Origin of the sequence: Chryseobacterium sp. T20 (genome assembly GCF_047345655.1) — a bacterium.
Lineage (GTDB): Bacteria > Bacteroidota > Bacteroidia > Flavobacteriales > Weeksellaceae > Chryseobacterium.
The window spans coordinates 293509-319778 of sequence record NZ_JBLFDU010000001.1; the positions used below are offsets into that span (position 1 = coordinate 293509).

The following is a 26270-nucleotide window of genomic DNA, read 5'->3' on the forward strand; positions in this document are numbered from 1 at the left end:
ATGAACTTTATCAACAACACTATTAAAATCTACACTGTGGCCGCTGCCTGTTCCGGATTCTTTTTTTCCTGTGCACAAAAGCCATTGCAAAATACTTCATCAGACATACAAACGGAAGCCAACGGAAAAATTTCGGCTAAGCTTCCATGGTCTCAAAGGATGCTCCTTTCTGAAATAAAAAGATTTCCGCAAGCCTGGATGCTGGATTATAACAAAGCCCCGAAATGGAGCTATCCAACAGCAATTGTTCTGGAAGGCGCAGAAAGATTATATGAAAAAACCGGGAACAAAGAATATTATCAGTATATCACAACCTTCGGTGATACCATGGTAAAAGAAGATGGAAGCATTGTTTCTTACGATCTTTCCAAATACAATATTGACATGCTGAATTGTGGAAATGTCCTTCTTTACCTTTACCAGCAAGAGAAGAAAGATAAATATTTAAGAGCTTTACAAACCCTGCGCTCTCAGATTGACGGTCAGCCAAGAACTTCAGAAGGCGGATTCTGGCACAAGAAAATTTATCCCAACCAGATGTGGCTGGACGGCTTATACATGGGCGAACCCTTTTATGTACACTACACTCACTATTTTTCAAAAGGAGAAGATGCTGAAAAAGCCTATAATGATATCATCAACCAGTTTGACCTGATTCAAAAGCATCTTTTAGACAAAAAAACAGGGTTACTCTATCATGCCTGGGACGAAAGCCGTCAACAGCAATGGGCCGACAAAGAAACAGGACTTTCACCCAATTTCTGGTCGAGAGCAATGGGCTGGTACGGAATGGCGATGGTAGATGTTTTGGACTATTTACCTCAGAATCACCCCGGAAGAGCAAAATTACTTTCCTATTTAAAATCGTACTGTGATGCTGTCATCAAAGTACAGGATTCCCAAACAGGACTTTGGTATCAGGTACTGGATAAAGGCGGAGAGAAAGGAAACTATCTGGAAGCTACTGGTTCTTCGATGTTTGTGTACACCATGATAAAATCTGTAAACAAAGGATATTTACCCCAATCCTATAAAGCTTACGCAAAAAAAGGCTATGAAGGAATTATCAAAAACCTAATCACAGTAGATGAAAATGGCATAGTAAGCTTAAATAAATGCTGTGCAGTAGCCGGACTAGGCGGAACACCTTACAGAAGCGGTTCTTATGAATATTACGTGAATGAAGAAGTCCGTTCCAATGATCCGAAAGGAACAGGTCCTTTTATCCTGGCAAGTTTAGAATTTGAAAAATAAAAAAAGATTGAGAACTCCTCATCCTTGTCAAGATAACTTTAATGTTTAATTGATTCTATGAAGACAAAAAGTATTGTAAATATCATTGCGATTACAGCGTGTTCAGTGGCTTCAACCTATCTTCAGGCACAGGAAAAAAATTATGTTTCCGAAGTCTGGACTGCTGATCAGGGAAAAAGCTACAGAAACCCTGTTTTATATGCAGACTACTCTGATCCGGACGTTATCCGCGTGGGCAGCGATTATTATATGACGGCATCCAGTTTCAATGAAACTCCGGGACTTCCTATCCTGCATTCTAAAGATATGATCAATTGGAAACTGGTTAATTACGCCATTCAGGATATCCTTCCTCTGGAACACTTCTCTACTCCAAAAAGAGGTGATGGAGTCTGGGCGCCAAGCATAAGATTTCACAAAGGAGAATTTTATATTTATTGGGGAGATCCGGATTTTGGAATTTACATGGTGAAAACCAAAGATCCGTTGGGAACCTGGGAAAAACCGGTCTTAGTAATGGAAGGAAAAGGATTAATAGATTCCTGTCCGTTCTGGGATGAAGACGGAAACGCCTATCTTATTCATGGTTGGGCGGGAAGCCGTGCAGGAGTAAAAAGTATTTTAACACTCAATAAAATGAATCCTGAAGGGACAAAAGTTCTGGATAAAGGCGTTCATGTTTTTGACGGCCATGATGCTCATCCTACTGTTGAAGGCCCTAAACTATATAAAAGAAACGGCTACTATTACATTTTTGCTCCTGCTGGCGGTGTAGCTACAGGATGGCAGTTGGTATTGAGATCAAAGAATATGTATGGCCCTTATGAAGAAAAAATAGTATTGGAACAAGGCTCAACAGCCATTAATGGACCTCATCAGGGAGCATGGGTAGATACTCCTTCCGGTGAAGATTGGTTTTATCATTTTCAGGATGTGGATGCCGGAGGAAGAATCATTCACCTGCAGCCGATGAAATGGGAAAAAGACTGGCCGGTAATGGGAATAGATTATAATAAAAACGGAATTGGTGAACCTGTTTCAACCTATAAAAAGCCTGATGTTGGACAGTACTACCCTGCTTCAACGCCTCCTGAAACCGATGAATTTGATGGTGAAAAATTAGGACTGCAATGGCAATGGAGTGCCAATGAAAATATTGTATGGTCATCCAAACTTCCCGGACAAAAATTTTTAAGGCTCTTCTCTATAAAAGTTCCGGAAGGTGAAAAAAATCTCTGGAATGTCCCCAATCTCTTAACCCAAAAATTTCCAGCTCCGAATTTTGCAGCCTCCACTAAGGTGAAGCTGACTCCGGAAGATGCCAAAGAAGGAAAAACTGCCGGATTATTAATCATGGGATTAGATCATGCATCATTAGTGATCACCAACAAACCTGACGGTTATTATCTCCAACTCAGAAAAGCCGAAAAAGCGGACAAAGGCGGGGAAGAAAAAATACTGTTTGAAGCCCCATTAAAAAGCAACGAAGTCTATTTAAAAGTCAATGTAAATGAACCTAATGGCTTATGTCAATTCAGCTACAGTGAAAATGGCAAAAATTTTATCAAAGCCGGTGAGATTTTTCAGGCAAAACCCGGAAAATGGATTGGAGCAAAAGTAGGTTTGTACAGCATCAGTATAACAAAAGCACCTCGTGGAGGATATGCAGATTTTGAATGGTTCAGGATTACTAAGAAATAAAATGGAAAACGCTCGCAGATAATACTGATAACGCAGATTTTAATGATAAATTGATACGCAATCATCTGCAAAATCAGCACAATCTGCGAGAGAGTAAAAATAAAATCATGTTGGAAATCCAATAAAAAAGTAATGAAAAAAAGCTTATACAAAACCGTTTCATTTTTATTCAGTGTAATATTGTTATCAGCATGCCAGTCGCAGGATAGTGCAAAAAAAACGATATCGAAACAGAATAAAAAAGTAACCCATATCTATCTTATCGGAGACTCTACGATGGCCGATTACACCGGAGATTATGATCCAGGGAAAGAGTATATGAAAGTACGCTATCCCATCACAGGTTGGGGGCAGGTATTTCAGCCTTTCTTTACAAAAGACAGCATTGAAACTCTGAAACCAGCTATCAACACAGATTCCGTAGTTGTTATTGACAGGGCTCATGGCGGAAGAAGTACACGAACTTTTTTTCAGGAAGGAAGATGGCGGTATGTGTATGAACATCTTCAGCCTAATGATTATGTGATCATGCAGTTTGGGCACAATGACGGTTCAGAAAAGCATCCTGAGCGTTATGTGAATATTCAGGGGTATAAAGAATTTTTAAGATTATTTGTCACCCAGACCAAACAAAAAGGCGGAAATCCAGTTATAGTAACTCCCGTAGCAAGAAATTATCCCTGGAAAGACGGAAAGCTTGAAAATGTACATGGTGAATACTGGCAGGCTCCCACTGATATCGCTAAAGAAATGAACGTTCCTTATATTGATTTAAACAAACTATCCATGGAGTATTTTACTAAAAAGGGACAGGATTTTACCACCAGTCATTATTTTATGAATCTTCCGGAAAATACTTACGAGGCTTATCCTAAAGGACAGAAAGACAATACCCATTTTCAGCCTGAGGGGGCAAAAATAGTCGCTTCACTGGTGTATCAGGAATTTAAGAATATAATTAAAACTCAAAAAAAATAACATGAAGAAGTCACTTACCATAATCAGCTTAGCAGTAGCAATGATGTTTTCCGGGCATGCCTATGCTCAGAATCTGGATATTTATAAAAACATTGAGTTTACAATGCCTCATGTTGTGGAAGCATCTTTTCCGGCCAATACCGTTTCCATCACTCAATTTGGTGGAGTTTCAGGGGGAAATGTAAAAAATACACAGGCATTCAAAAAAGCCATTGATGACCTTAGCAAAAAAGGAGGTGGAAAACTGGTTGTCCCTAGAGGAATGTGGCTCACTGGGCCTATTGAACTGAAAAGTAATATCAACCTTCATATAGAAGAAGGCGCTTTCATTATTTTCAGCAAAGATAAAAATGATTACCCATTGGTAGATGTAAGTTTTGAAGGATTAAATACTACGCGTTGCCAATCGCCTATTTCAGCAAAAAATGCAACCAATATTGCCATCACAGGCAAAGGAGTCATTGATGGAAGCGGAGATGCCTGGAGAGCCATCAAAAAAAGTAAAGTGGCAGAGTCGGAATGGAAAGAAATCATCAAATCCGGTGGAATATTATCTTCTGACGGCAAAACATGGTATCCTTCAGAAAGCTATAAAAAAGGTTTTGAAAGCAGCTCAAGCTTCAATGTTCCTGATAAAATATCCAAAGACGAACTGAACACGGTAAAAGACTTTCTGCGTCCGGTAATGGTGAGTCTGGTGGGTTGTGACAAAGTATTGTTAGATGGTCCTACCTTCCAGAATTCCCCGGCGTGGAATCTTCACCCTCTGATGTGTTCCAATCTGATTTTAAGAAACCTTACCGTAAGAAATCCATGGTTCTCTCAAAATGGGGATGGTGTAGATCTTGAATCCTGTAAAAATGTACTGATCTACGACAATACTTTTGACGTGGGCGACGATGCGATCTGTATTAAATCAGGGAAAAATGAAGACGGCAGAAAAAGAGGAATGCCTACAGAAAATGTCATTATCAAAAACAATATCGTCTATCACGGTCATGGAGGATTTGTTGTAGGAAGCGAAATGTCCGGAGGTGCCAGAAATATTCATGTTTCCGACTGTACTTTTATCGGAACAGATATCGGACTTCGTTTCAAAACGACCCGTGGAAGAGGTGGAATTGTTGAGAATATTTACATCAAAAATATTGATATGATTAATATTCCGACACAGACGATCGGTTTTAATATGTTTTACGAAGGTTCTTCCCCGGTTTTAGAAGACGGACAGAAACAGGAAGGAAACAAATCCCCTGAAAAAGTATATCCGGTAACGGAAGAAACTCCGGTTTTCAGAAATATATTCTTTAAAAACATCAATGCAGTCAACTCTTACGAAGCTATCACCCTATTTGGCCTTGCCGAAATGAACCTTAAAAATATTGTGATTGAAGATTCAAAATTCGATACCAAAAAGGCATTGACTATTGTAGATGCAGATGGAATCCAGTTAAAGAACGTAACCCTGAAATACACGGAAGGAACGGGAGCAACGGTTTATAACAGTAAAAACATCAACCTGTCTACCGTGAAATTTGAATCACCGGTAAAACCCTATATCAAAATCTTAGGAAACAAAACCGGAGCTGTAGCTGTACCAAAAGATATGCTATCTGATAAGAGTACTGTTTCCATAGGAACGGATGTAACTAAGAACTCAGTAAAATAGTTGATTATCGCAAAGATGCAAAAGATTAAATGAACAGTGCTTTTAAGACGCAAAGATTTTATCTTCGATAAAATTGGAAGCCTCTCATTTTGCTGAAAATCTTTGATTTTCTTGCGACTTATAAACAAAATAAAGGATAAAAACTTTGCGCCTTTGCGTATTCCAACGCTTCATGCATCTTAATGGCTTAAAAATTCTTAATGGTTTCAATGTAAAAATCTAACAAAATGATTTTTAATAAAAGACATACTTATATTTCTATTTTCTTCGTAGGGACGATGGCATTCGGGCAGGTAAGCAGACCGAATGCTTCTCCTTACACCAATGAAGGAACTTTTGAAAAGTTAAAGAAGAAATATCCTTTCATTACCTCTATTGATCGCCCGGTTCCTCCAAATATCAGCATAGACAGGGATATTGAATACAAAAATATAAATGGTACATCATTAAAAGCCGATGTATACTACCCTATTGATGATTCAAAAAAGCATGCAGGAATTGCAATGGTTCATGGTGGCGGATGGATTTCCGGAAGCAAGGAAAATGAGAAATATATGGCTATGGAATTAGCTTCAAAAGGATTTGTAGTGATTGCTGTAGGTTATCGTCTTGCGGATGCCGCAAAATATCCGGCCGGAATTGAAGACATAGAAAACGCTATTCAATGGTTGCAGACTCATCACAAAAAATATTTTTTAAATAAAAAGAAAATAGCCGTTTTGGGCGAATCTGCAGGAGCTCAGATGGCCACTCTGATTGGCGTACAAAAGAAAAATAATATCAAAGCGATCATCAATATTGATGGAATTGTATCCTTCATTCATCCTGATGCAGAGGAAAGTACTTACGCTTCCTATTGGCTGGATGGAGACAGGAATACCAACCTAAAAAACTGGACAGAAGCTTCACCGCTGGAATATGTGGACAAAAATACACCGCCTACTCTTTTTATCAACAGTTCTCAACCCAGATTTCATGCCGGAAGAGACGATATGATGAAAAAATTAAAGGCGTACAACATTCCTACTGCATTTCATGAAATAAAAGATTCTCCACATTCATTCTGGTCTGCAGAGCCATGGTTCACCGAAACATTGAACTATACTGTTGATTTTTTAAATAAAGTGTTGAAATAGTTTTTAACCGGAGCTTATGAAAAAATTATTTGTAATTCTGTTTTTGCCAATAGTTCAGTTTCTATGGGGACAGAGCAAACCTTACATCACCCTTACAGTGGCTCAGGACGGAAGTGGAGATTTTACCACCATTCAAAAAGCAATCAACTCTGTAAGAGATCTTGGTCCGGCAGAAGCTTTAATCAAAATCAAAACAGGAATCTATCATGAGAAAGTGATTATTCCCTCTTCAAAGCATAAAATCACGCTGGAAGGGGAAAATAAGAGCAATACGATAATTACCAACAATGATTTCTCAGGAAAACCAGATGCCTTTCATGAAAAGATGACGACTTTTAACTCGTATACTCTTCTGGTAATGGGTGATGATATTAAGATCAGCAATCTAACCATTCAAAACAGCTCATGCAACGAAGGCCAGGCGGTTTCGCTTCACGTAGAAGGAGATCGTTTCGTGATTAAGAATTCTGATATCCTTGGCTGTCAGGACACTCTTTATTCCGCTTCCAACCATAGCAGACAGTATTTTGAAAACTGTTATATAGAAGGAACGACCGATTTTATTTTCGGACAGGCCACTGCTGTTTTTAAAAATTGTACGATTAAAAGTCTAGCCGATTCTTACATCACTGCCGCTGCCACAGAAATGGACAGAAAATATGGATTTGTCTTTTTCGATTGCAAGCTTATTGCTAAAGATGAGGTGTCTAAAGTATATCTCGGAAGACCGTGGAGACCTTATGCTAAAACGGTTTTCATCAATACGGAAATGGGAAAACATATTCTTCCCGAAGGCTGGAATCCCTGGAAAGGAGACAAAATGTTTCCCGACAAAGAAAAAACAGCTTACTACGCAGAATACGGAAGTAAAAGCGAAGGGGGAAATCCTTCAAAACGGGTGAGCTGGTCACATCAACTGACAGCAAAGGACCTTAAAAATTACACCTTAGAGAAAATCTTTGACAACTGGAACCCTAATTAGATAACTGTTGGATAATCGCAAAGACGCAAGGTTTTGTTAGCATCATACTCTTTTAAGACGCAAGAAAATCTGAGATTTTCAGCAAGGTATGTTGCTACCAATTTTATCGGAGATAAAATCCTTGCGCCTTATAACATAAACTTTGAAAAAAACTTGCGCCTTTGCGCTTCCCCAACCTTTTTGCTCAACAATGTGAATCCTCGGTTTGAAAGACAAAAGAATTATAATAAGCAAAATAAAAATGAATAAAAAACTTACCCTTCTCATCATTTTCATCTCCATCCTCAGCTATGCACAGCAACCTACGTTATTCCTCATCGGTGATTCTACCATGGCCAATAAAGAAAATCCGGATAAGAATCCAGAGCATGGATGGGGACAGATGCTTCCATCCCTTTTGACAACAGGAATATCCGTTCAGAATCATGCCACCAACGGAAGAAGCTCCAAAAGTTTCAGAACGGAAGGCCGATGGAATAAAGTTTTGAACCAACTTAAGAAAGGAGATTTTGTCATCATTCAATTCGGACACAATGATCAGAAAGTGAATGACTCTGCCCGTTTTACCAATCCATACACCCAGTACAGAACCAATCTTGAAAGATATGTAAACGAAGCAAGAGCTAAAGGGGCTATTCCCATCCTTATGACGTCAATTGTGAGAAGGAATTTTAACGAAAAAGGTGTTTTGGTGGATACCCATAAAGAATATCCTCTGGTGGTAAGAATGGTTGCCAATGATCTTAAAGTACCTTTTGTTGACCTACAGCTTTTATCAGAACAGCTTGAAGTTTCTTACGGACCGGAAAACTCAAAGAAACTGCATCTGCATTATAAAAAGGGAGACGACCCTTTTTATCCGGAAGGAAAAGATGATGATACCCATTTATCAAAGCTGGGAGCAGAATCTATTGCAAAACTGGCAGCTACTTCTTTGAAAGGCTTGAAAACGGGTTTGGAGAAGTATATAAAATAAAACGGATTGCAGATCGTACAAAATTGTAATTAAAAAAAGATAAAATGGATTTCAGAAAAGAACCTTTCTTCGATGGGCATACTGCATGGGAAGATGTAGGAAATGGGATTTCCAGACAGTTTATTGGATATAATTCCCAGGTGATGATGGTTATTGTAAGGTTTGAGAAAGATGCTATAGGAGCTTTGCATCAACATTTTCATTCTCAGATCACGTATGTCGCTTCCGGAAAGTTTGAAGTTACCGTAGATGGTGAAACAAAAGTTTTAAAGGAGGGAGATGGATTTTTTGCACAGCCCAATATTTTTCATGGAGTAAAGTGTCTTGAAGAGGGAAAACTCATTGATTCATTTACACCTTTTCGGGAGGATTTTATCATTTAATTAAAAGAATGTTGGAAAAACGCAAAGGCGCTAAGTTTTTTTTTGAAATACCATCCGTTTTTAAGACGCAAAGATTTTATCTCCGATAAAATTGTAAACTACATCCTTTGCTGGAAATCTCATGTCGAGCAAAGTCAAATGTTCTTAGATCTTAAAGAGTATAATGCATACAAAACCTTGCGCCATTGCGATAATCCAACAAAGAACCAAGCATTAAAAATATAAAATACTACCATTTTTAGTGACCAATCTAAAACAACAAATAAATTTTTAAAAAAATATAAAATGCAACCGATTGATCAAACAAAATATTTAATATTATAATTATATAAATATTAATATATTAAAATATAAAATACTTTAATATTAATACTATAATTTTACACCAAGAACAAATCACAAAATATAAACTATGAAAACAACGTTCAAGGCGGCCTTATTAACAGCCGCTCTAAGCTCTGCTTTTGCCTTAACCGGATGTGGTCAGGAAGAAATCAACAATGATCTGGCACAAAGCGAACTCAATATTAAAAACTCTTTATCACAAAAGATTGTTCCTCTGGCCAATTGCGTAGCACCGGGATGGGCATCTCAAAACGGTGGAACTACCGGTGGCGGAACAGCAGCAGAAACAACAGTATCAACCTATGCTCAGTTAAAAGCAGCCATTGAAAATACTGCTGTAAAAGTGATCAAAGTAACCGGAACCATTACCATCACTACCCGTTTATCTCTTCAGGATCAAACAGGAAAAACAATCTACGGAACAGCCGGAGCGAAGCTGGTTTCTACAGATCAGACTAAAGACGGATCAGGTATTATCAATATTAAAAGATGTAACAATATCATTATCCGGAATCTGATTTTTGAAGGTCCGGGAGCTTATGACACCGATGGTTGGGATAATGCCATTCTGGATGACTGCCGAAACGTATGGATAGATCACTGTGAATTCAGAGATGGCGTTGACGGAAATTTTGACATCAAGAATAAATCCGACTATGTTACCGTTTCCTATACGAAATTCCATTATCTGAAAGCTCCCAAACCTGGAGGCTCAGGAGGAACGGATGATCACAGATTCTCCAACCTTATCGGATCCAGTGATGGTGCCACTGCTGATGCAGGAAAACTGAATGTAACTTTTGTCAGATGCTGGTGGGCACCTGGATGCAGAGAGCGTATGCCAAGAGTACGATTTGGTAAAATCCATATCCTGAACAGTTATTTCAACAGTTCTGTAAGCAATAAATGTATTGCAGCTGGAGTTCAGGCCAATATTCTGGTAGAAAGAAATGTTTTTGAAAATGTAAAAGAGCCTATCAACCTGATGAGTGGACTTACAGCGGTAACCCAATCCGGAAGCAGTTTCATCAATGTTACCGGAAATACAGCAGGAAGCGGAACAGCATTCACTCCGCCATACAGTATCACAAAACTTAATGTAGCAGATGTAAAGGCAGATGTAACAGCTAATGCAGGAGCTACTTTAGGAGGTAATGTTTGTGATCAGTTTTAACACAAGACTTCAGTATTAGTAGTCATAAAAGGAAGAGGGCGTCTCAGAAATGAGATGCTCTTTTTTTATTTGAAAAAAAATAAGCGGGCCGAAACCCGCTCCTGTTAAAGATCAATTATTCACTTAATTTATTTTTCTCAAGCCATTTCGGGTATTCCTTGGCTAAAAGCTTTTCTGCAAAATCACCAAACCAGCTGTAACCGTTTCTTCTTTCTTCTGAGACTTCATTGTAGTTATATTTTACACTTCCGTCACGGTCTCCAAACAAAGGTTTATTGGTATGAATATCATAAAACCTTGCCCAGATCACGGAATTTTTATCTTCAGCCAATACTCTTATCGCTTTTCCATTCTGTTTGGTCACATTGTAGCTATACCCTTCTATTTTATTCTGTCTGAACCATTGTATGGCAACTTTGATTGATTTCTCAATCTCAGGAGTCACCGGCTGCATCATTAAAAACCTTATAATTCCTACCGATTCTCCGGTGGCTAATGAAATGGGTTCGAAAGCTCTTGCCTTATCCGGCTGCAGTGTAATCTCATGATATTGATCTGCCCAAATGGATGGAATTCCTTTCTGCAGAACCTGCGTTTTTAAAATACACCTAATTCCTTTTTGTACGGCAACTTTTGATTTTTCTTTTAATGATGAGGAAACCACATCAAAATTATTCTTTCCTTCCGCTGCGTTATAAAGAACCGTCAAAGCGTTGATCATCGCATTATCATTATAGGTCACCTGCTTTCTGTAGAGCCCCGAATTAGGGTAATACTGAGGGAAACCTCCGTTTTCATACTGCATAAGAATGAGGTAACTGATTCCTTTTTCCGCTGCTTTTAAATAATCCGGATTTTTGGTTGTTGAATATGCTTTAATCAACGCATTGATTTCCCTTGAAGTAGCATTGTTATCAATCGTAGCGTGATCATCACCTGTTGATTTTATCTTTTTTAAAAGAGCTTTATCAATCGGCAGATTATAATTAACCACCGATTTATCCTGAAGCTGTTTTCCCCAGCCACCATTAGGAAGCTGATACATCAGCATTTTCTCCGCTAATGTATCTTTCACCTGGGATGAACAGTTAACCGCTAATATCCCTAATGCCAATGTGTATATTTTTAGATTCATTTTTATTATTTAAAATTAAATTGAGCATTTTACTCTAAAACACTTCCACCCTACAACTCTCAAACCCTCAAACCCTCTCACTTAATAACTTTCACCACCAAAGGTTTCGCAATGATTTCCGACTGTTTTTCAAGCAAATTCTCCCAATCTTTCTGTGTCTGAACCTGTCCGCTTTTCTGCCACGCAAATCCAGCATAATAGGTTAAGACTTTTGAAGGTTTGGTCACAACATACAGATTACTTTCATCTGGAATTTCAGAGGTGAAGGCAAGTGATTTTTCAACAATTCTGGGATTTATTACAATTCCTTCTCCTACAAATGCATCATCTATTTTTTCCCAGTGAAGATAGTATCCGCTTTTATCATTCAGTTGAGTTTTTCCTTCATTTTTATGCAGAGTAATTCCGACAGTAAAATTCGGAATGGGCTTTTTCGTTTCAAAAGTGGATTCAAATTTTGAGAAGTTGGAACCCAGATCTAAAGAAATTCTTTTGGTTTCTTTCACTCCATATTCGCTCCATGGTTGGTAAGTAAGTTCAAAAACAGTTCTTAAAGGACCTTCGGCGATTGTTTTGGATGATATAAAGTTTTGGGAGGTCTGAAGTTTTTCATTTTCCCATATTCCGATTCCGCCCGTTCCACGGCTGTTTCCTACATGATATGGATCGTATCCCTCACCTCTTGTATCTTTATGATAATACATAGGATCTGTAAGATAACCTTTATACCATTTGTTGATCACAGGCTGATCCGTTCTTTTCAGCCAGATGTCTACACCGCTTGAAAGGGTACTGCTTTTTATTCCCTGCAAAGCTTCCTGCTGGCCTTTCGGACCATACACTCTGAAGGCAATCTTGTCGTTTTCCCAGGCATAATCATCTACTCTTTCAGGAACCAATCTGGAATAAGTAGAAATCCTGCTTACCGGAATCTGAGCTTTTCCGTCTGCTACAATAGTATAAGTATTTGTTTTTCCTGCATCAATATTCGCCTGAAAAAGTAATTCTTCCCCCTTTCCACCCCCATCATAATCAATCCATTGAATGGGAATCCAGTTTCCTTTTGCATCTTTTATTCTAAGGTCTTTTTCAGTATGCTTCCTTAAAAATGATTTCAATAAAGTTTTGGGAACGGCTACCACTTCATTTCTGGCAAACTCCGAAGGATTTGTAACCTGAACAATATTTTGAGCAGATAAAAATCCGAAAGCAATGCAACCGATTGCACAACTTAAGCCCCGAAAGGCAGTTTTTGATATCAACATAAATTTAATCAATTAGTTAATCGATCAAAAATATAAATAATTTGCTAATATATCACTGAAGTTCATTTAAATTTTTAAGATTAAATCCATATGAACAACCATACTCCATATAACAAATTTCAATCTGTTGATTTCAAGTAAAAGCTAAAAATATCTGCTACTTTTTATTCATCATTCAATTTTTATCAAATTAAATTGTACATTTGTTTTTCTATTATGCAAAAATTTCTCAGAGTCTTTTTTGTTTTTTCTTTACTTCTGATATTTGTTTCAAATGTCAGCGGAGTAACGACATGTCTTGATCATGCCAGACACGCCAAAAGTAAAGTGATCTATAAAAAAGGTTCAAAAGAAGAGAAAATTCCTACTTTTTCTCAGGACGACGAATGTCAGTGTGCGCTTCATATGCATATGACCAATATTCTTCTCCCTGAACCTTTAAATTTGGATTTTGCTATCGACACTACTAATGATAACGAGATGCCACAACCGAAAGCCATTTCTTATCGTTGTCTTCTGGACTTTTTCAGTTCCAGAGCTCCCCCATCCCTATTTTCTGCGGTAGCGTAATTTATGCTGCCCTAATATTTCGTTTACAGATTTTTTAGTCTGTACTGTAATTCCGTGGATACCTGTGTCTTCACACCAGCAAGGATATCCTTTTATTAATGGGCACATTCACTGCCCGTACATCCCTGTTCATGACTACCAGTAATTTTAATTATTCGGGAATAATTCATTGTATTTCCCCAAATTCTATGAAACTTTTCAGCGTAAGTTTCATCACTGCATCATCATTTCTTTGTGCCCAATCCCGTTCTGAAGATTCATTATCTACAGTGGTTCAAACTGTTGAGGTCATCGGAAGAAAATCTAAAGATTACACTTCCGACTACTCCTTTGCCGCCACTAAGGTTGCGATGAAAAACAAAGATCTACCCTTAACACTCAACACCGTTACCAAGGAACTGATCACCGACCGTCAGGCTTTCCAGCTTGGAGATGTCATGAAAAATGTGAACGGAGTTTCTCCTTCCAGCTACTATAACCAATCCAACATCCGTGGGATCAGCCAGAATGAGGAAGGTCAGATCATCAATGGAATGCGGACAAGGCAATATTATTTTCTACAGCCGATGACTTCCAATATCGAACGTGTAGAGGTTTTCAAAGGTCCGGCAAGCATTACCATGTCCAGCGTAGATCCTGGAGGAACAATTAATATGGTCACGAAGAAACCATTGTCAAATCCACGTCACGAAATCAGTTTATCAGGAGGAAGTTTTGATACCTATCGTGTCACTACAGATCTTACAGGTCCTTTAAATAAGAGTAAAACTTTACTTTATCGTTTTAACGGAGCGTATCAGAATGCTCATTCATTCAGGGATCATGTTAAAAACAGTGGTATCCTGATCTCTCCTTCCATCACCTTTGTTCCGAATGAAAAAACATCCGTGAATGTGGAAATGATTTTTAATGATCTCTATGGAAACCTTGACAGAGGACAGCCGATTTTCGGGGCAGTGGCAGGAAAAACAGATTTATACAGTACTCCAAGAAGTCTGAATTTAGGGGCTCCGGATGATTTTTTTAAAACCAGAGAACTCATAATAATGGGAACGGTTGCCCATCATTTTAACCAATCCATCAGTTTCAATGCTTCCTATATGAAGCAATATTGGAGAGAAAACCTGCAGGAGCACAGAACAACCAACTCTTTTGTGCCTGATATGGATAACAAACCGGTTTCCAGCCTTGCCATGATGCAGTTTGTACAAAGAAAGCAAAACTGGGCCACGGACAACATTAATGCTTATTTTAATTTTAAATTCAAAACCGGGGCTGTGCAGCATCAGGCTTTGATAGGCTATGACAGTCAGATCTGGGAAAAACGTAAAGGCGGGCAACAGAATGCCGCAAGAGGTTTTCTTTTGAAGTACGGTTCTGTAGCTTCTTCTTACAATCCCACAAAAGCTTCGGAATATCAAACGGTTAATTATAACGGAACGATTATTCCTAAACCGAATGTTACTCCATTTGATCTGAATCCGGGAGCTGCAAATTATCAGGGTGTGGATTTTAATACGCTTAATGTGATCACGCCATTACCTTCTGCTCTTACCACAACGCATGCAGCTTATATCCAGCATCTTTTTACCTGGAAAAAGTTTAAAATCTTATCGGGAATCCGTCAGGAATGGTTTCAGGATATCACCAATTTTAAAGAAAACAATGCGACCTCTTTTACCAACAACAAACTTCTTTACAGATTCGGTATTACTTATAGTGTAACGGATCATATCAATGTGTATGGAACTTATTTAACAGGATATCAGCCTCAATCCAATACGGTAACGTTGATGCCCAATACCTCCGGTCTTACAGGATCTGCAGCAAGATTCAAACCTTTAACTTCTGATCTTAAAGAATTGGGAATCAAAGCACAGCTTTTTGGAAGAATTTCTCTTAATCTTGCGGTGTATGAGATTAACCAGAAAAATATTTTAATCAATGCCAATAATCCTTCAGAACCTGATGAGATTGTACAGCGTGGTGCAGACCGAAGCCGGGGATTTGAAGCTGAGTTTTCCGGACATATTCTTCCTCAATGGCATATTTACGGAGGCTACAGCTATATTGATGCTAAAATACTGGATGACACCAACCGTGATCTTGTAGGAAAAAGGAAAGAAAACACTTCTAAAAATTCGGTGAATATCTGGACTCGTTACAATTTTTCAACTATTGAATTCCTAAAAGACTTTGGAATTGGTGCCGGAATGCTTTATCAGAGTTCTAAAGTTCCGTGGTTCACAAGGAGTTTTGAACTTCCTGCCTATACGACAATAGATGCTGCTTTATATTACACACCGGCAAAATCTGTTCAGCTTTCTTTTAATCTGAATAATATCACCAACAAAGTCTACTGGATCGGGGCTCAGAACTATTTAAGGTTATTTCCGGGAACTCCAAGAAATTATTTACTAACTGCTACTTATAAATTTTAAACTATGGCTATTTCAAACTTACAACTGATGGTAAGAAAAACCTGGCAGGATTTGTTTAAAGGAAAACAAAATCTGCTCACCACTATTGCCGTACTCCTGTTCTGTATGCTGAGTATTGGTATAGGATATACAAAATACACAGACTCTTTTTCGAAAATAAAAGAATACCGGAAAGAAGTCAGAGAAAGCTGGGAGCACAGACCAGATAAACATCCACACCGTATGGCTCATTATGGCTATCTGGTTTTCAGAATCGGGCATCCCTTAAATATTTTTGACAACGGACTGGATGATTATTTAGGAAATGTCATATTTCTGGAGGCCCATAAACAGAATACCGCCAACCTTTCGGAAGCAGGAAGTTCCGGAACTTTGGTCCGATTTGGAGCATTTAGCAGTGCCTTTATTCTGCAGAGTATTGTGCCATTGATTATTCTTTTTCTGGGATTTGGATTAATTGTTCAGGAACGTGAGAATGCCACTTTAAAGATCATCAGTGTGCAGGGAACTTCCGGAAGAGATATTATCTGGGGTAAAATACTGGGACTCTGGCTGTTTTCTTTATGTTTCCTGATTCCGGTTATTCCTATTGTTTTCATGGCTGCATTTATGTCTGAGACTACCAATACAGCGGATATTGTATTACGATTATCATTTCTGTTACCTGCTTATATGATCTATTACTTTTTTATCTGTACGTTGACCGTAGTAGTTTCTGCAAATAGTAAAAATACCTCATCAGCGTTGATCAGCCTTATTGGTTTCTGGCTTCTTTTTATTATTGTTTTGCCTAAAGGAATTCAGTTTGCAGCACAGAATTTATATCCTGCGCCATCCCGGATTGCTTTCGAAACTACTCTTGAAAAAGATATTTTAAAATCCGGTGACAGTCATAATCCTGATGATCCGCATTTTAAAAAAATTAAAGATTCATTACTGACAAAGTATCAAGTGAAAACAACCAATGAACTTCCTTTCAACTACGGTGGATTTGTCATGAAGGAAGGAGAGAAAATAAGTTCACAGATTTACATCAGACATCAAAAGGAATTGCAGACCATATACAACAAACAGCAAGATCTGACAGATTTTTCAGGGTTGATCAATCCTGCGATTGCTATTAAAAACTTTTCCATGATTGCTACAGGCACAGATTTCTTCTCCTATAACCAGTTTCAGAAGCAGGCAGAAGAATATCGCTATCAGATGGCTCAGCATTTAAATGATTTGCAGATTGAGCAGATCAGCAATATTAAACCGGAAAACGGCGGGCCGCCCGCTGTCATCGACAAACACAACTGGGAAAAGTTCCCGGATTTTCAGTACCGGTATACTTCCGTTCTGGATAACCTGAAACAACAGCCAATACCTGCTGCTGCATTAGTTCTATGGATGGTTATCTGCGTTATTGCGATCGAAATAAGTGGAAGAAAATTAAAATTAATCTAAATGAATCGTTATTTATATACCCAATTTTACCGTAACAAAGCCTATATCATTGCACTGCTGTTTTTATTGATAGCCGGACTGATGGCCATTTATACAGGAAAAAAATTTTTAGACAGGAACGAAGATATTATCTCCAAAAGCGGAGCATTTCAAAAAGAAAGTATAGAAAGGAATACAAAATTTCACAAAGATGATCTGGGGCTGGTTCTTTATTATATTAAATTCAATCTGGTGAATGAAACACCCAAACTGGCTGCTTTAAATATCGGAATGCGTGACCTGAATCCATCTATTCAGGGAGTAACCATCCGAAACCTGGAGGAACAACGCTACAATGCTGATTTTTATAATCCTGCCAATGCAGCGGTTGGAAATTTTGATTTCAGTTTTGTTATTGTTTTCCTTTTTCCACTGGTGATTGTAGCATTCTGTTATAATCTGATTTCAGAGGAAGAAGAAAGAGGAACGTGGAAACTACTTTCCGTACAGAGTGGTAATTTGCAAAAGCTTCTGGATCAAAAGATGTTCATCCGTCTTTTGGCGGTGACAGCTGTTTATCTTGCATTAATTATCATCGCTTCGATCTGGATAAAAATACCTTTAGACTCTTCCTATATTGCTTTTCTGATCAGTGGATGGCTGTATATTCTGTTCTGGTTTGCTTTGTGCAGATGGATTGTTTCTTTCCGTAAATCATCAGCTCAGAATGCATTAATCCTTTTGATTGTATGGGTGGGGATCAATTTTATTATTCCTATGAGCAGTAATATTCTGATACAAAAGATCTATCCGGTTCATGAATCTCTTAAAGCCGTAATGGAACAGAGAGAGGGCTATCACAACAAATGGGATGAGGCCAAACACCCCACTATGGAAAAGTTTTACAAAGCCTATCCACAATACAGCAATTTTAAAGTAGAAGAAAATGATACCTTCACATGGACCTGGTATTATGCCATGCAGCATATGGGAGATCTTGAATCTGCAAAATCTTCAGAACAATACACGGAAAAAATGCAGAAACGAAATCAGGCTGCAAACTATTTAGGATATCTCCTTCCGAATCTTCATACTCAGCTTGTAGAAAGTCATCTGGCAAAATCTGATATGCAGAATCATTTGCAGTATGCTTCCTCCCTCAAGAAATTCCATGAGAAAAAAAAACTGTTCTTCTACCCTCTTATTTTCTCGGGCAAGAATGCAGAATCTATCAACTGGGCGCAGCAAACCATACAGGCTTTTAAATTCTCCGAACATATACAATGGATAAAGATCCTTCTGCCATACCTCATCTTCATTGCTTTGTTCATCATCCTTTCACAATACAAATACAGAAAACTATGTTAAAAACAGTCAACCTACATAAAAAATACAACGATTTCACCGCCCTTCATTCTCTTAATCTGGAAGTAAAAAAAGGAGAAATTTTTGCGCTGCTCGGACAAAACGGAGCTGGAAAAAGTACAACGATTAATATTCTTCTGGGACTTATTAAAGCGACTTCCGGAGATGCTTTCATTAATGATATTTCGGTAAAAGAAGAACCACAAAAGATAAAAAAGCATCTGGCTTATATTCCTGAAACCGTTCTTTTATATCCTAACCTTACAGGAATAGAAAACCTCGATTTCTTCTCTAAAATTGCAGGGTTTGATTATCAGAAAGATGAACTGGCTGCATTACTCAAACGCACAGGATTACAGGAAATAGCGCATAACAAAGCTTTGGGAGGATATTCCAAAGGGATGCGACAAAAAGTAGGAATTGCCATTGCATTGGCTAAAGATGCGAAAGTACTTCTCCTGGATGAGCCTACCAGCGGGCTGGATCCCATAGCTACAGCAGAGTTTACAGAAATTGTACGTCAGCTGGGTAAAGAAGGAAGAACGGTTTTAATGGCGACTCATGACATCTTCAACGCGGTGAGTGTAGCCACCAATATTGGCATTATGAAACAGGGAGAACTGGTACAGAATTTACCTTCCAAAGCATTTACAGCACAGGAATTACAGGAGCTGTATCTGAAAACAATCTGATGATCCTGTTACTTTAGCAAGTAACTTTTCATATTAAATATCAATTGGTTGATGCCCGGTGACGTTTTCGTTACCGGGCATTTTTCATATCACATTATTTATGTCAATGCTTTTTTATACTCTGATAAAGCTCTTTCACGGGCAAAGGTATGTTCTACGATGGGAGAAGGATATGCTGGCGTATTCCATTCCGGAAGCCATTTTTTGATGTACAGTAAATCTTTATCAAATTTTTCTGTCTGAGCCGTTGGATTAAAAACTCTGAAATAAGGAGCCGCATCACAGCCGCTTCCTGCTGCCCACTGCCAGTTTCCATTGTTTGCAGACAGATCGTAGTCGTTGAGTTTTAAGGCAAAATAAGCTTCTCCCCAACGCCAGTCGATCAGCAGATGTTTACATAAGAAACTCGCCACAATCATTCTTACCCGATTATGCATACAACCCGTCTGATTCAGTTCTCTCATTCCGGCATCTACGATTGGATACCCTGTCGTTCCTTCGCACCAGTGTTTAAACTCCTCTTCATTATTCCGCCAGTGGATATTATCATATTGTTTTTTGAAAGACTGATGAACCACCTGAGGAAAATGATATAAAATCTGCATAAAAAACTCACGCCAGATCAGCTCCGAAAGCCATACCGCATTATGTTTCAATGCAAAAGCCACACATTTCCTGATGCTGATGGTTCCAAAGCGTAAAGCAATGCCGAGCTGTGTGGTATGTTGCAGCGCTGGATAATCACGAAACTGATCATAGTTATCTATAATAGAAGCCTTCAGAACCGGCTTTTTAAAATCAAAATCCGTTTTTTTGAAACCGATTTCCTTTAAAGTCAGAATCTCAGAATATTTCTGTGGAAAAAGGTTTTTAAAATTTAATTTAACAGATTGATAATGTTCGGGTGTTAACGCTTCCTGCCATTTCTTGGCAAAAGGGGTGTAAACGGTATAAGGAGAACCGTCTTTTTTAATAATCTGGTCTTTATCAAAAATCACCTGATCTTTATAAGCTTTAAAAGGAATATTCTTTTCCTTAAAAAAATAATAGACTTCCTTATCTCTCTCAATCGCCTGAGGTTCATAATCTCTGTTACAAAAAACACCTTCAATAGTATACTCTTCAGATAGTTTTCTGAATATTTCTATGGGCTTACCATAATAGGTATTGACTTTTGAGTGGTATTTTTTTAATGAAGCATTGATATCCCTCAAGGCCTGATAGATATAATCAACCCTGCGGTCTTCTTTATCTTCCAGCTTTCCCAGAATATCAGTATCAAATATAAAAATGGGGATTACCGGAGCATCAGACTGGAGTGCATAATGAAGTCCGATATTATCCTCCAACCTCAAATCACGTCTGAACCAGAAAAGGGTGATTGTATTTTTCATACTCAAAGATAATTTGTTTATCTTATTTTATACAAAAAATAACTGCATTATCACAAACAGTTTCAAAGATATTGTAACGTTGGATGGAGTAATGAAATGTCCTAAATGATTAAAGTATTCCTCAGCAAATTTCAAGAGCAACTCTTATGACAAGTTCTTCGTTTTCAAATCAAATATCTTCGTACTCAAAATCAAATTTTATAGATGCCTCAACCATCAACATTCCATCTTCAGCATTTAGAAAACTCAATCTGGTGAGATCTACAGGATTATGACTACTTCTTACATAGACAGAGCCATCTGCATACCCTTCTTCCGGATTTACAGGAAACACAACAGATTTTCCGATGTAAGCATATAGTGGTTCCGGCAGTGGAACAAAGTCAAGTTCTATAGCGGTGTCTACAATACTGTTATCAAGAACAAATTTCGAGACAGGAATGAAAATTTTATACAAAGATTCTTCCTGAAGACGGATTATTCCGGTTTGGAATTCAAATTTTTGCACAGAAAATTCATGGGTAAAATCCTTATAATCCTCTATATTACCTACATCATTTCTTTCTTTTGAATAAAATTGCTCTACTTCAATATAGCTTTCCCCTTTTTCAAACTTATTAATAATTTCCTCTGCCCAGGGTGTGGTAGGTTGACCACCATATTTCCATAATATATACATCATTTTATAGTCATCCGCGTAAGAACTCCATTCCATACCAGGCTTATCCTGTTCTAAAAGAGTGTTAGGGTCAAAGCCCTGTTGTAAAACAGTTTCTACTTCTTCATAATTCTGAAATAAGAGTAAACGTGAAAATTCTTCTGTATTCATGAGTGCAGTTGGTTATTTTTTAATTTTCATCCTGGTGAATGAGTTAAAACGGTTACTCGCTGATGTTAAACGGTACCCATTTTTCGTTTATTTTCTTTCTTTCTGCTCCGGTATTCAATGGCATTTTATACAAATCATTAATGGTAGCATCCAAAGTAACCGCCTGCAGTAAAGAAATAACTTTGATATTATCTTCGCTATGATGATCTTCACCACATAGAAACTGCCAGTATCCATCTGAATCATGGGTCACATATAAGATCGGTTTGGATTTATTAAAAACATGCATACATACAAAACATGCCGTGTTTTTAGGGTCTTTGAATTTAAATTCGATTTCCTTAGAACTGTTTTTACTTTGTCCCGATAGACTGGCTATGCCTAAGGGAAGTAGAATTGTGGTTATTAGTTTTTTCATTGTTTTTAATTGAAACTACAAGTATAATTAAATATATCAATGTAATAATGGGGAAAAACCACATATTTGATCATAATAAATTTCTACAAACAGTTCAATTCTTCAAATAATTCTAATAATTTTCCGACATTTGTCCCGATTTTTAAATGAATAGAACTCAGCAATGGAAGAATTTGAAGTACCGGTAATGTATAAGGGTCAAGAACTGCTTTTCAATGGAAAGCTGGCTACATTCTCTTATGGGTATAAACTGTATGTAGACGTAGATGGAACTGAAGTCGTTATTGAACGTGATGATCACGGTGATTTACGGGCTCTCCTTCCGGATGCTGCTGCGGAAAAAAATATAGACAAAGGACTTATTGAAGCCATTATAGAAGTATTTAAAGAACTTCAGGTTTTATAATTGGTTCTGAATAAAAAAAGAGACTTTTCAAAAGTCTCTTTTCATTCCAATATATTGAGTTTCGTTTATTCAAAAACTACATAATTTACCTTATCTACACCTGTATTTCCGGTTTTTTCATGATAAGCATACAGAACAAGTTCATAATTTCCTGGAGAATTGATTGTGTGATTTCCTTCAAAAAGATTGGTTGAAACTAAAGACATATCAATATTCTTCACCAATTTTCCATCTTTCTTCAAAATTCCCTTCACTTCTATTTCATCAGAATTCCATACGCCTCCTTTATCAATGACACATCCGCACATCATCACAATATTTGCCTGAAACAGGAAAGGTTTATCTTTAATACTTTTCAGGGCAATATACTGATGGGTCCTTGGTTTCAGAATATCAATAATATACCCAGGAATTTCAAGGATTATTCCTTCCCCCAGAATATGTTTCCCGGGAATCAGCCATAACTCTGTACTTACCACTGCCTGCGCCTGCTTGCTGTTCAAAGGAGAAACCACTTCTATATTCACAAATGTAGGTTCATCAATATCTATGGCAGCCATAAAACCTCCTGTCTGTTCGTCTGCAATGGAGTTTCCTCTGATTTTAGGTGTTTTCATGATCAGATCTGTATTTCCGGTGCTTCCGGTAGTATTTCCTTCTGCCAGAATCCTTTGATTAAGCTTGTTTCTGATGATAATATGAGCTCCACCCAATGAAGTTCCAATAAACTTCGCATCTCTTGCTTTGGCTCTGATCATGATTTTCGTTTCTGTTGCCGAAATCAGATTCGTAGAAAAAAGAAATGCTGTAATGAAAATTAATGCTTTCATGATTGAATTGATTTTAAATATTCCTGTTTAAACCTGTGGTGAAAAGATTCATTTTTTAATTCCTGATCAATATGATCCAGATACGTGAAAATCGACAGATCTTCTGATAATACCTTCAAAATTGCTTTTTCACAACTGTCCCAGATCTGCTCGAGCTGAGGAAGCATTTCAATAGCTTTGGGAGATAATGAAATGATCTGTTTCCGTTTATCCACATTATCTTTTTTGATGATGAGATAACCGCTTTCATTCATTTTTTTAACAATAACCACCACTGAAGGATGCGAATATCCCAACGGCTCCGCAATATCGGTAATAGAAACTTCACCCTTTTTTTGCAACAGCATAAAAACCAGATACCAATTAGGTTCCACATCAATTCCAAATTCTTTATAAAATTTCCTCACATCATGAGACATCCGGTCACTGATTCTCTTCAATCTGCTATCCAACGCTTTATATCCTAGTTCTTTAATAAAGTCAAAATCCATCTGAAATATATTTGCTGTAAATATATAAAAATACAAAGTCAACTATATAGTTGACTTTGTATTTTTTGGAATTAAATTTTAACTTAGTAAAAAGCCCTCTCCTAAAAAGATATTTATTTAAAACTTTTCCTGTATTCTCCGGGAGTTACTCCTCTGTATTTCTTAAAAAGTTTGGAAAGATGGCTTTCATCACTGAACTGGAGCTCATAAGCAATCTCACTTAGCCTGACACTGCTGTATTTTAAATAGGTTTCCACCAGTTTTAGTCTATAATCCAGCAGATAATCCTGATAAGAAATACCTGTCTGCTGTTTAAAATATTCTCCGAAATAATTCCCGGAAATCCCAAAATGATCGGCAATAGTCTGAATTCCGGTTTTCTCACGGTCTTTAATATGTTGTTGAATATAAGCGATGATTTTCATGATGGAGAAAGCTTTCCGATTTTCCTGCAGATCTGAAGTTTCACTCTGAATGATATTCCGGGCAATCAGATTCAGAAGGATCGACATGCAGTTGCGGATAATTAAATAATCATCAGCTTTATTTTTGAATTCATTGGCTATCTGCAGAATAATGGTTTCTGCAAAGTTCTCATCATTTTTATTCCTGAAAACACACCCTGCTCTTGCATGATAATTATGACTGATATATTGTAATTTATACAAATTTTCACAACTTTCAATACGGTCTGCTTCCAGACGAATTTTATCAATAAACTCCACCGGACATTGAATACTGATAAGCTGAGCAGACTCACTTTCAAAACGATAGACCTCATGTTGTGGAATAATAAAGAGCTTACCCTGAGAAAAATTAATATTTCGCCCACCATAAGTAAGCGTTCCTTTTCCTTTGACAATATAAACGAATGAGAGAAAAGTGTTTGTTTTAAATACAATCTCTTCTTTCAGTTCTAATTCTCTTACATCAATCTCTTCAAGAGGCAATCCTTTCATGACACACTGTATTTTCCTCCAAAAGTACAATTTTAGCAGAACACAAAGCGGGTAATTTTGCATAAAAAAATATGAACGTACATCCGAAACGGTGGCAGGCACTCAATTTTTTGATTGCAGGTGCTTTTCTTTCACCACTGGATTATTTTATTGTCAATATGGCTCTGCCTTCCATCAAAAAAGCATTGAATGCCAGTGATCACCAACTTCAGATGGTTATAGCCATTTATGGACTTACCTATGCGGCACTTGTTGTGTGTGGCGGGCGGTTGGGTGATATTTACGGTCGCAAAAAAATTTTCATATCAGGACTATACACTTTCCTGTTTTCATCTCTTGCCTGCGCTTTCTCTCCGGATGTTACCTGGTTGATTATTTTTAGATTGTTTCAGGGAGTGGGTGCATCATTGCTTGCTCCACAGGTATTGGCTTCGATAAAAGACCTTTTCAGCAGTCAGGAACAGCCTAAAGCTGTCAGTCTCTTCAGCTCGGTATTTGGTCTTGCTTCGGTAATCGGGCAATTGTTTGGCGGAATTCTTTTAAGCTTACATTGGGGGCATTTTTCATGGGAAATGGTATTTCTTGTGAATGTACCTATTACGGTGATCTGCATTCTCGGGATCCATTTTACGATGGATAACGGTAATAAGAAAGAGCAAACAGAGATAGATTTTGTGGGAGCATTGTTATTAATCCTCGCATTACTCATGCTCATCTGCCCTCTTATTTTCGGTCAGAAATTCGGATGGGCGTGGTGGATTTTCGGAATTCTTATACTTGGAATTGTAGTATTAATTTCATTTTTACAATATGAAACGAAACAGCTTCAAAATAATCACCCGATACTGATAGATCCGGCTTTATTACAGCAGAAACCTTTTGCATTAAGTCTGCTCATTATTTTCTTTTATAATTTCACAGCAGGTTTGTTTATTTGCTATCCTTATTATCTTCAGCAGTTTCTTCATCAAAATTCAATGCAGACAGGATTTGCCATCATTCCTTATGGGCTTGCTTTTTTTCTGGCCCCACTGGTTACTTCCAGAGTCCAAATAAAACCCTCCAAAATGATCTACTTAGGACTAGGTTTATTAATGACAGGTTTTCTGATGAGTTCGGTTACTTTTTATTTTCAGCAGAAGCCCTCGTTTGTCACTCATATTCCCTTATTTATTGCCGGATTTGGACATGGTACCATTATGCCTGTTATGATGCGGACGGCTATTTCTCTGGTTTCAAAAGATAAAGCTGGGCAGGCTTCAGGGCTGGTAAGCATAGGGATTCAAATTGGGAGTGTCACCGGAGGAGCTGTTATTGGTACGCTGTTTTTTAATCTAATCCCAATTTTAGGATTCACAGAAGCCTTTGCTGTCGCTGTAGGAATGATAGGTATTTTTCAGCTGGCTGGGCTTTGGGCAGGAAACAGATTAAGGAAAATTATTGACTGAA

General features: G+C 37.8%; 24 protein-coding genes. 16 read left to right on the top strand and 8 right to left on the bottom strand.

Annotation, left to right across the window (positions count from 1 at the left end; all coding sequences use genetic code 11):
- From ACMA47_RS01325 to ACMA47_RS01365, 9 genes are all read left to right on the top strand, one after another.
- The gene (locus ACMA47_RS01325; protein ID WP_413928346.1) at positions 1 to 1254 is read left to right on the top strand and encodes a glycoside hydrolase family 88/105 protein; all 1254 of its coding nucleotides are present in this window, start codon (positions 1 to 3) and stop codon (positions 1252 to 1254) included.
- Positions 1255 to 1311: 57 nt separating this feature from the next.
- Positions 1312 to 2955, top strand: a complete 1644-nt coding sequence (locus ACMA47_RS01330; protein ID WP_413928347.1) for a glycoside hydrolase 43 family protein — start codon at positions 1312 to 1314, stop codon at positions 2953 to 2955.
- Between the two features lie 132 nt (positions 2956 to 3087).
- A complete protein-coding gene (locus ACMA47_RS01335) occupies positions 3088 to 3933 on the top strand; it encodes a rhamnogalacturonan acetylesterase (RefSeq protein ID WP_413928348.1) in 846 nt (281 codons plus the stop codon).
- 1 nt (position 3934) lies between these two features.
- Positions 3935 to 5602, top strand: a complete 1668-nt coding sequence (locus ACMA47_RS01340; protein WP_413928349.1) for a glycoside hydrolase family 28 protein — start codon at positions 3935 to 3937, stop codon at positions 5600 to 5602.
- Between the two features lie 227 nt (positions 5603 to 5829).
- Complete coding sequence (locus ACMA47_RS01345) at positions 5830 to 6738, top strand: alpha/beta hydrolase (RefSeq protein ID WP_413928350.1); 909 nt, start codon at positions 5830 to 5832, stop codon at positions 6736 to 6738.
- Positions 6739 to 6754: 16 nt separating this feature from the next.
- Positions 6755 to 7720 (top strand): pectinesterase family protein, encoded by a 966-nt coding sequence (locus ACMA47_RS01350; RefSeq protein ID WP_413928351.1) that lies wholly within the window; start codon positions 6755 to 6757, stop codon positions 7718 to 7720.
- 241 nt (positions 7721 to 7961) lie between these two features.
- Positions 7962 to 8696, top strand: coding sequence for a rhamnogalacturonan acetylesterase (locus ACMA47_RS01355; protein WP_413928352.1), 735 nt, complete (start codon positions 7962 to 7964; stop codon positions 8694 to 8696).
- Between the two features lie 44 nt (positions 8697 to 8740).
- Positions 8741 to 9079, top strand: coding sequence for a cupin domain-containing protein (locus tag ACMA47_RS01360; protein ID WP_413928353.1), 339 nt, complete (start codon positions 8741 to 8743; stop codon positions 9077 to 9079).
- A 412-nt stretch (positions 9080 to 9491) separates the two neighbouring features.
- Positions 9492 to 10598 carry a pectate lyase family protein gene (locus ACMA47_RS01365; protein ID WP_413928354.1) on the top strand — a complete coding sequence of 369 codons (1107 nt, stop codon included), beginning with the start codon at positions 9492 to 9494 and terminating at the stop codon, positions 10596 to 10598.
- A gap of 115 nt (positions 10599 to 10713) precedes the next feature.
- Here ACMA47_RS01365 and pelA read toward each other — a convergent pair whose 3' ends face one another.
- Together pelA and ACMA47_RS01375 are read right to left on the bottom strand one after the other, a co-directional pair.
- Positions 10714 to 11733: a pectate lyase gene (gene pelA, locus ACMA47_RS01370; protein WP_413928355.1), complete on the bottom strand. Its 1020-nt coding sequence runs from the start codon at positions 11731 to 11733 to the stop codon at positions 10714 to 10716.
- A gap of 77 nt (positions 11734 to 11810) precedes the next feature.
- On the bottom strand, positions 11811 to 12998 hold the full coding sequence (locus tag ACMA47_RS01375; protein WP_413928356.1) for a DUF4861 domain-containing protein: 1188 nt from the start codon (positions 12996 to 12998) through the stop codon (positions 11811 to 11813).
- Positions 12999 to 13214: 216 nt separating this feature from the next.
- Here ACMA47_RS01375 and ACMA47_RS01380 point away from each other — a divergent pair, with 216 nt between their 5' ends.
- From ACMA47_RS01380 to ACMA47_RS01400, 5 genes are all read left to right on the top strand, one after another.
- On the top strand, positions 13215 to 13568 hold the full coding sequence (locus ACMA47_RS01380) for a hypothetical protein (protein WP_413928357.1): 354 nt from the start codon (positions 13215 to 13217) through the stop codon (positions 13566 to 13568).
- 188 nt (positions 13569 to 13756) lie between these two features.
- The gene (locus ACMA47_RS01385) at positions 13757 to 16009 is read left to right on the top strand and encodes a TonB-dependent siderophore receptor (protein ID WP_413928358.1); all 2253 of its coding nucleotides are present in this window, start codon (positions 13757 to 13759) and stop codon (positions 16007 to 16009) included.
- 3 nt (positions 16010 to 16012) lie between these two features.
- Entirely contained in the window at positions 16013 to 17458 is a 1446-nt protein-coding gene (locus ACMA47_RS01390) for an ABC transporter permease (protein WP_413928359.1), read from the top strand.
- Entirely contained in the window at positions 17459 to 18805 is a 1347-nt protein-coding gene (locus tag ACMA47_RS01395) for a DUF3526 domain-containing protein (protein WP_413928360.1), read from the top strand.
- On the top strand, positions 18799 to 19494 hold the full coding sequence (locus tag ACMA47_RS01400; protein WP_413928361.1) for an ABC transporter ATP-binding protein: 696 nt from the start codon (positions 18799 to 18801) through the stop codon (positions 19492 to 19494). Before ACMA47_RS01395 ends, ACMA47_RS01400 begins: the two co-directional genes overlap by 7 nt.
- 98 nt (positions 19495 to 19592) lie before the next feature.
- Here the strand turns inward: ACMA47_RS01400 and ACMA47_RS01405 are convergent, their stop codons facing one another.
- From ACMA47_RS01405 to ACMA47_RS01415, 3 genes are all read right to left on the bottom strand, one after another.
- Positions 19593 to 20888, bottom strand: coding sequence for a cryptochrome/photolyase family protein (locus ACMA47_RS01405; RefSeq protein WP_413928362.1), 1296 nt, complete (start codon positions 20886 to 20888; stop codon positions 19593 to 19595).
- A 169-nt stretch (positions 20889 to 21057) separates the two neighbouring features.
- On the bottom strand, positions 21058 to 21717 hold the full coding sequence (locus tag ACMA47_RS01410; protein ID WP_413928363.1) for a hypothetical protein: 660 nt from the start codon (positions 21715 to 21717) through the stop codon (positions 21058 to 21060).
- A gap of 52 nt (positions 21718 to 21769) precedes the next feature.
- Positions 21770 to 22135: a hypothetical protein gene (locus ACMA47_RS01415; protein ID WP_413928364.1), complete on the bottom strand. Its 366-nt coding sequence runs from the start codon at positions 22133 to 22135 to the stop codon at positions 21770 to 21772.
- Between the two features lie 163 nt (positions 22136 to 22298).
- Here ACMA47_RS01415 and ACMA47_RS01420 point away from each other — a divergent pair, with 163 nt between their 5' ends.
- Complete coding sequence (locus tag ACMA47_RS01420) at positions 22299 to 22541, top strand: hypothetical protein (RefSeq protein ID WP_114821848.1); 243 nt, start codon at positions 22299 to 22301, stop codon at positions 22539 to 22541.
- A 65-nt stretch (positions 22542 to 22606) separates the two neighbouring features.
- Here ACMA47_RS01420 and ACMA47_RS01425 read toward each other — a convergent pair whose 3' ends face one another.
- The 3 genes from ACMA47_RS01425 to ACMA47_RS01435 form a co-directional block, all read right to left on the bottom strand.
- A complete protein-coding gene (locus ACMA47_RS01425; RefSeq protein ID WP_413928365.1) occupies positions 22607 to 23371 on the bottom strand; it encodes a hypothetical protein in 765 nt (254 codons plus the stop codon).
- On the bottom strand, positions 23368 to 23862 hold the full coding sequence (locus tag ACMA47_RS01430) for a MarR family winged helix-turn-helix transcriptional regulator (RefSeq protein ID WP_413928366.1): 495 nt from the start codon (positions 23860 to 23862) through the stop codon (positions 23368 to 23370). Before ACMA47_RS01430 ends, ACMA47_RS01425 begins: the two co-directional genes overlap by 4 nt.
- A gap of 113 nt (positions 23863 to 23975) precedes the next feature.
- The gene (locus tag ACMA47_RS01435) at positions 23976 to 24821 is read right to left on the bottom strand and encodes a helix-turn-helix domain-containing protein (RefSeq protein ID WP_413928367.1); all 846 of its coding nucleotides are present in this window, start codon (positions 24819 to 24821) and stop codon (positions 23976 to 23978) included.
- Positions 24822 to 24892: 71 nt separating this feature from the next.
- On the opposite strand from ACMA47_RS01435, the gene ACMA47_RS01440 reads away from it, so the two are divergent.
- Positions 24893 to 26269, top strand: a complete 1377-nt coding sequence (locus ACMA47_RS01440; RefSeq protein WP_413928368.1) for an MFS transporter — start codon at positions 24893 to 24895, stop codon at positions 26267 to 26269.
- Position 26270: the final 1 nt, after the last annotated feature.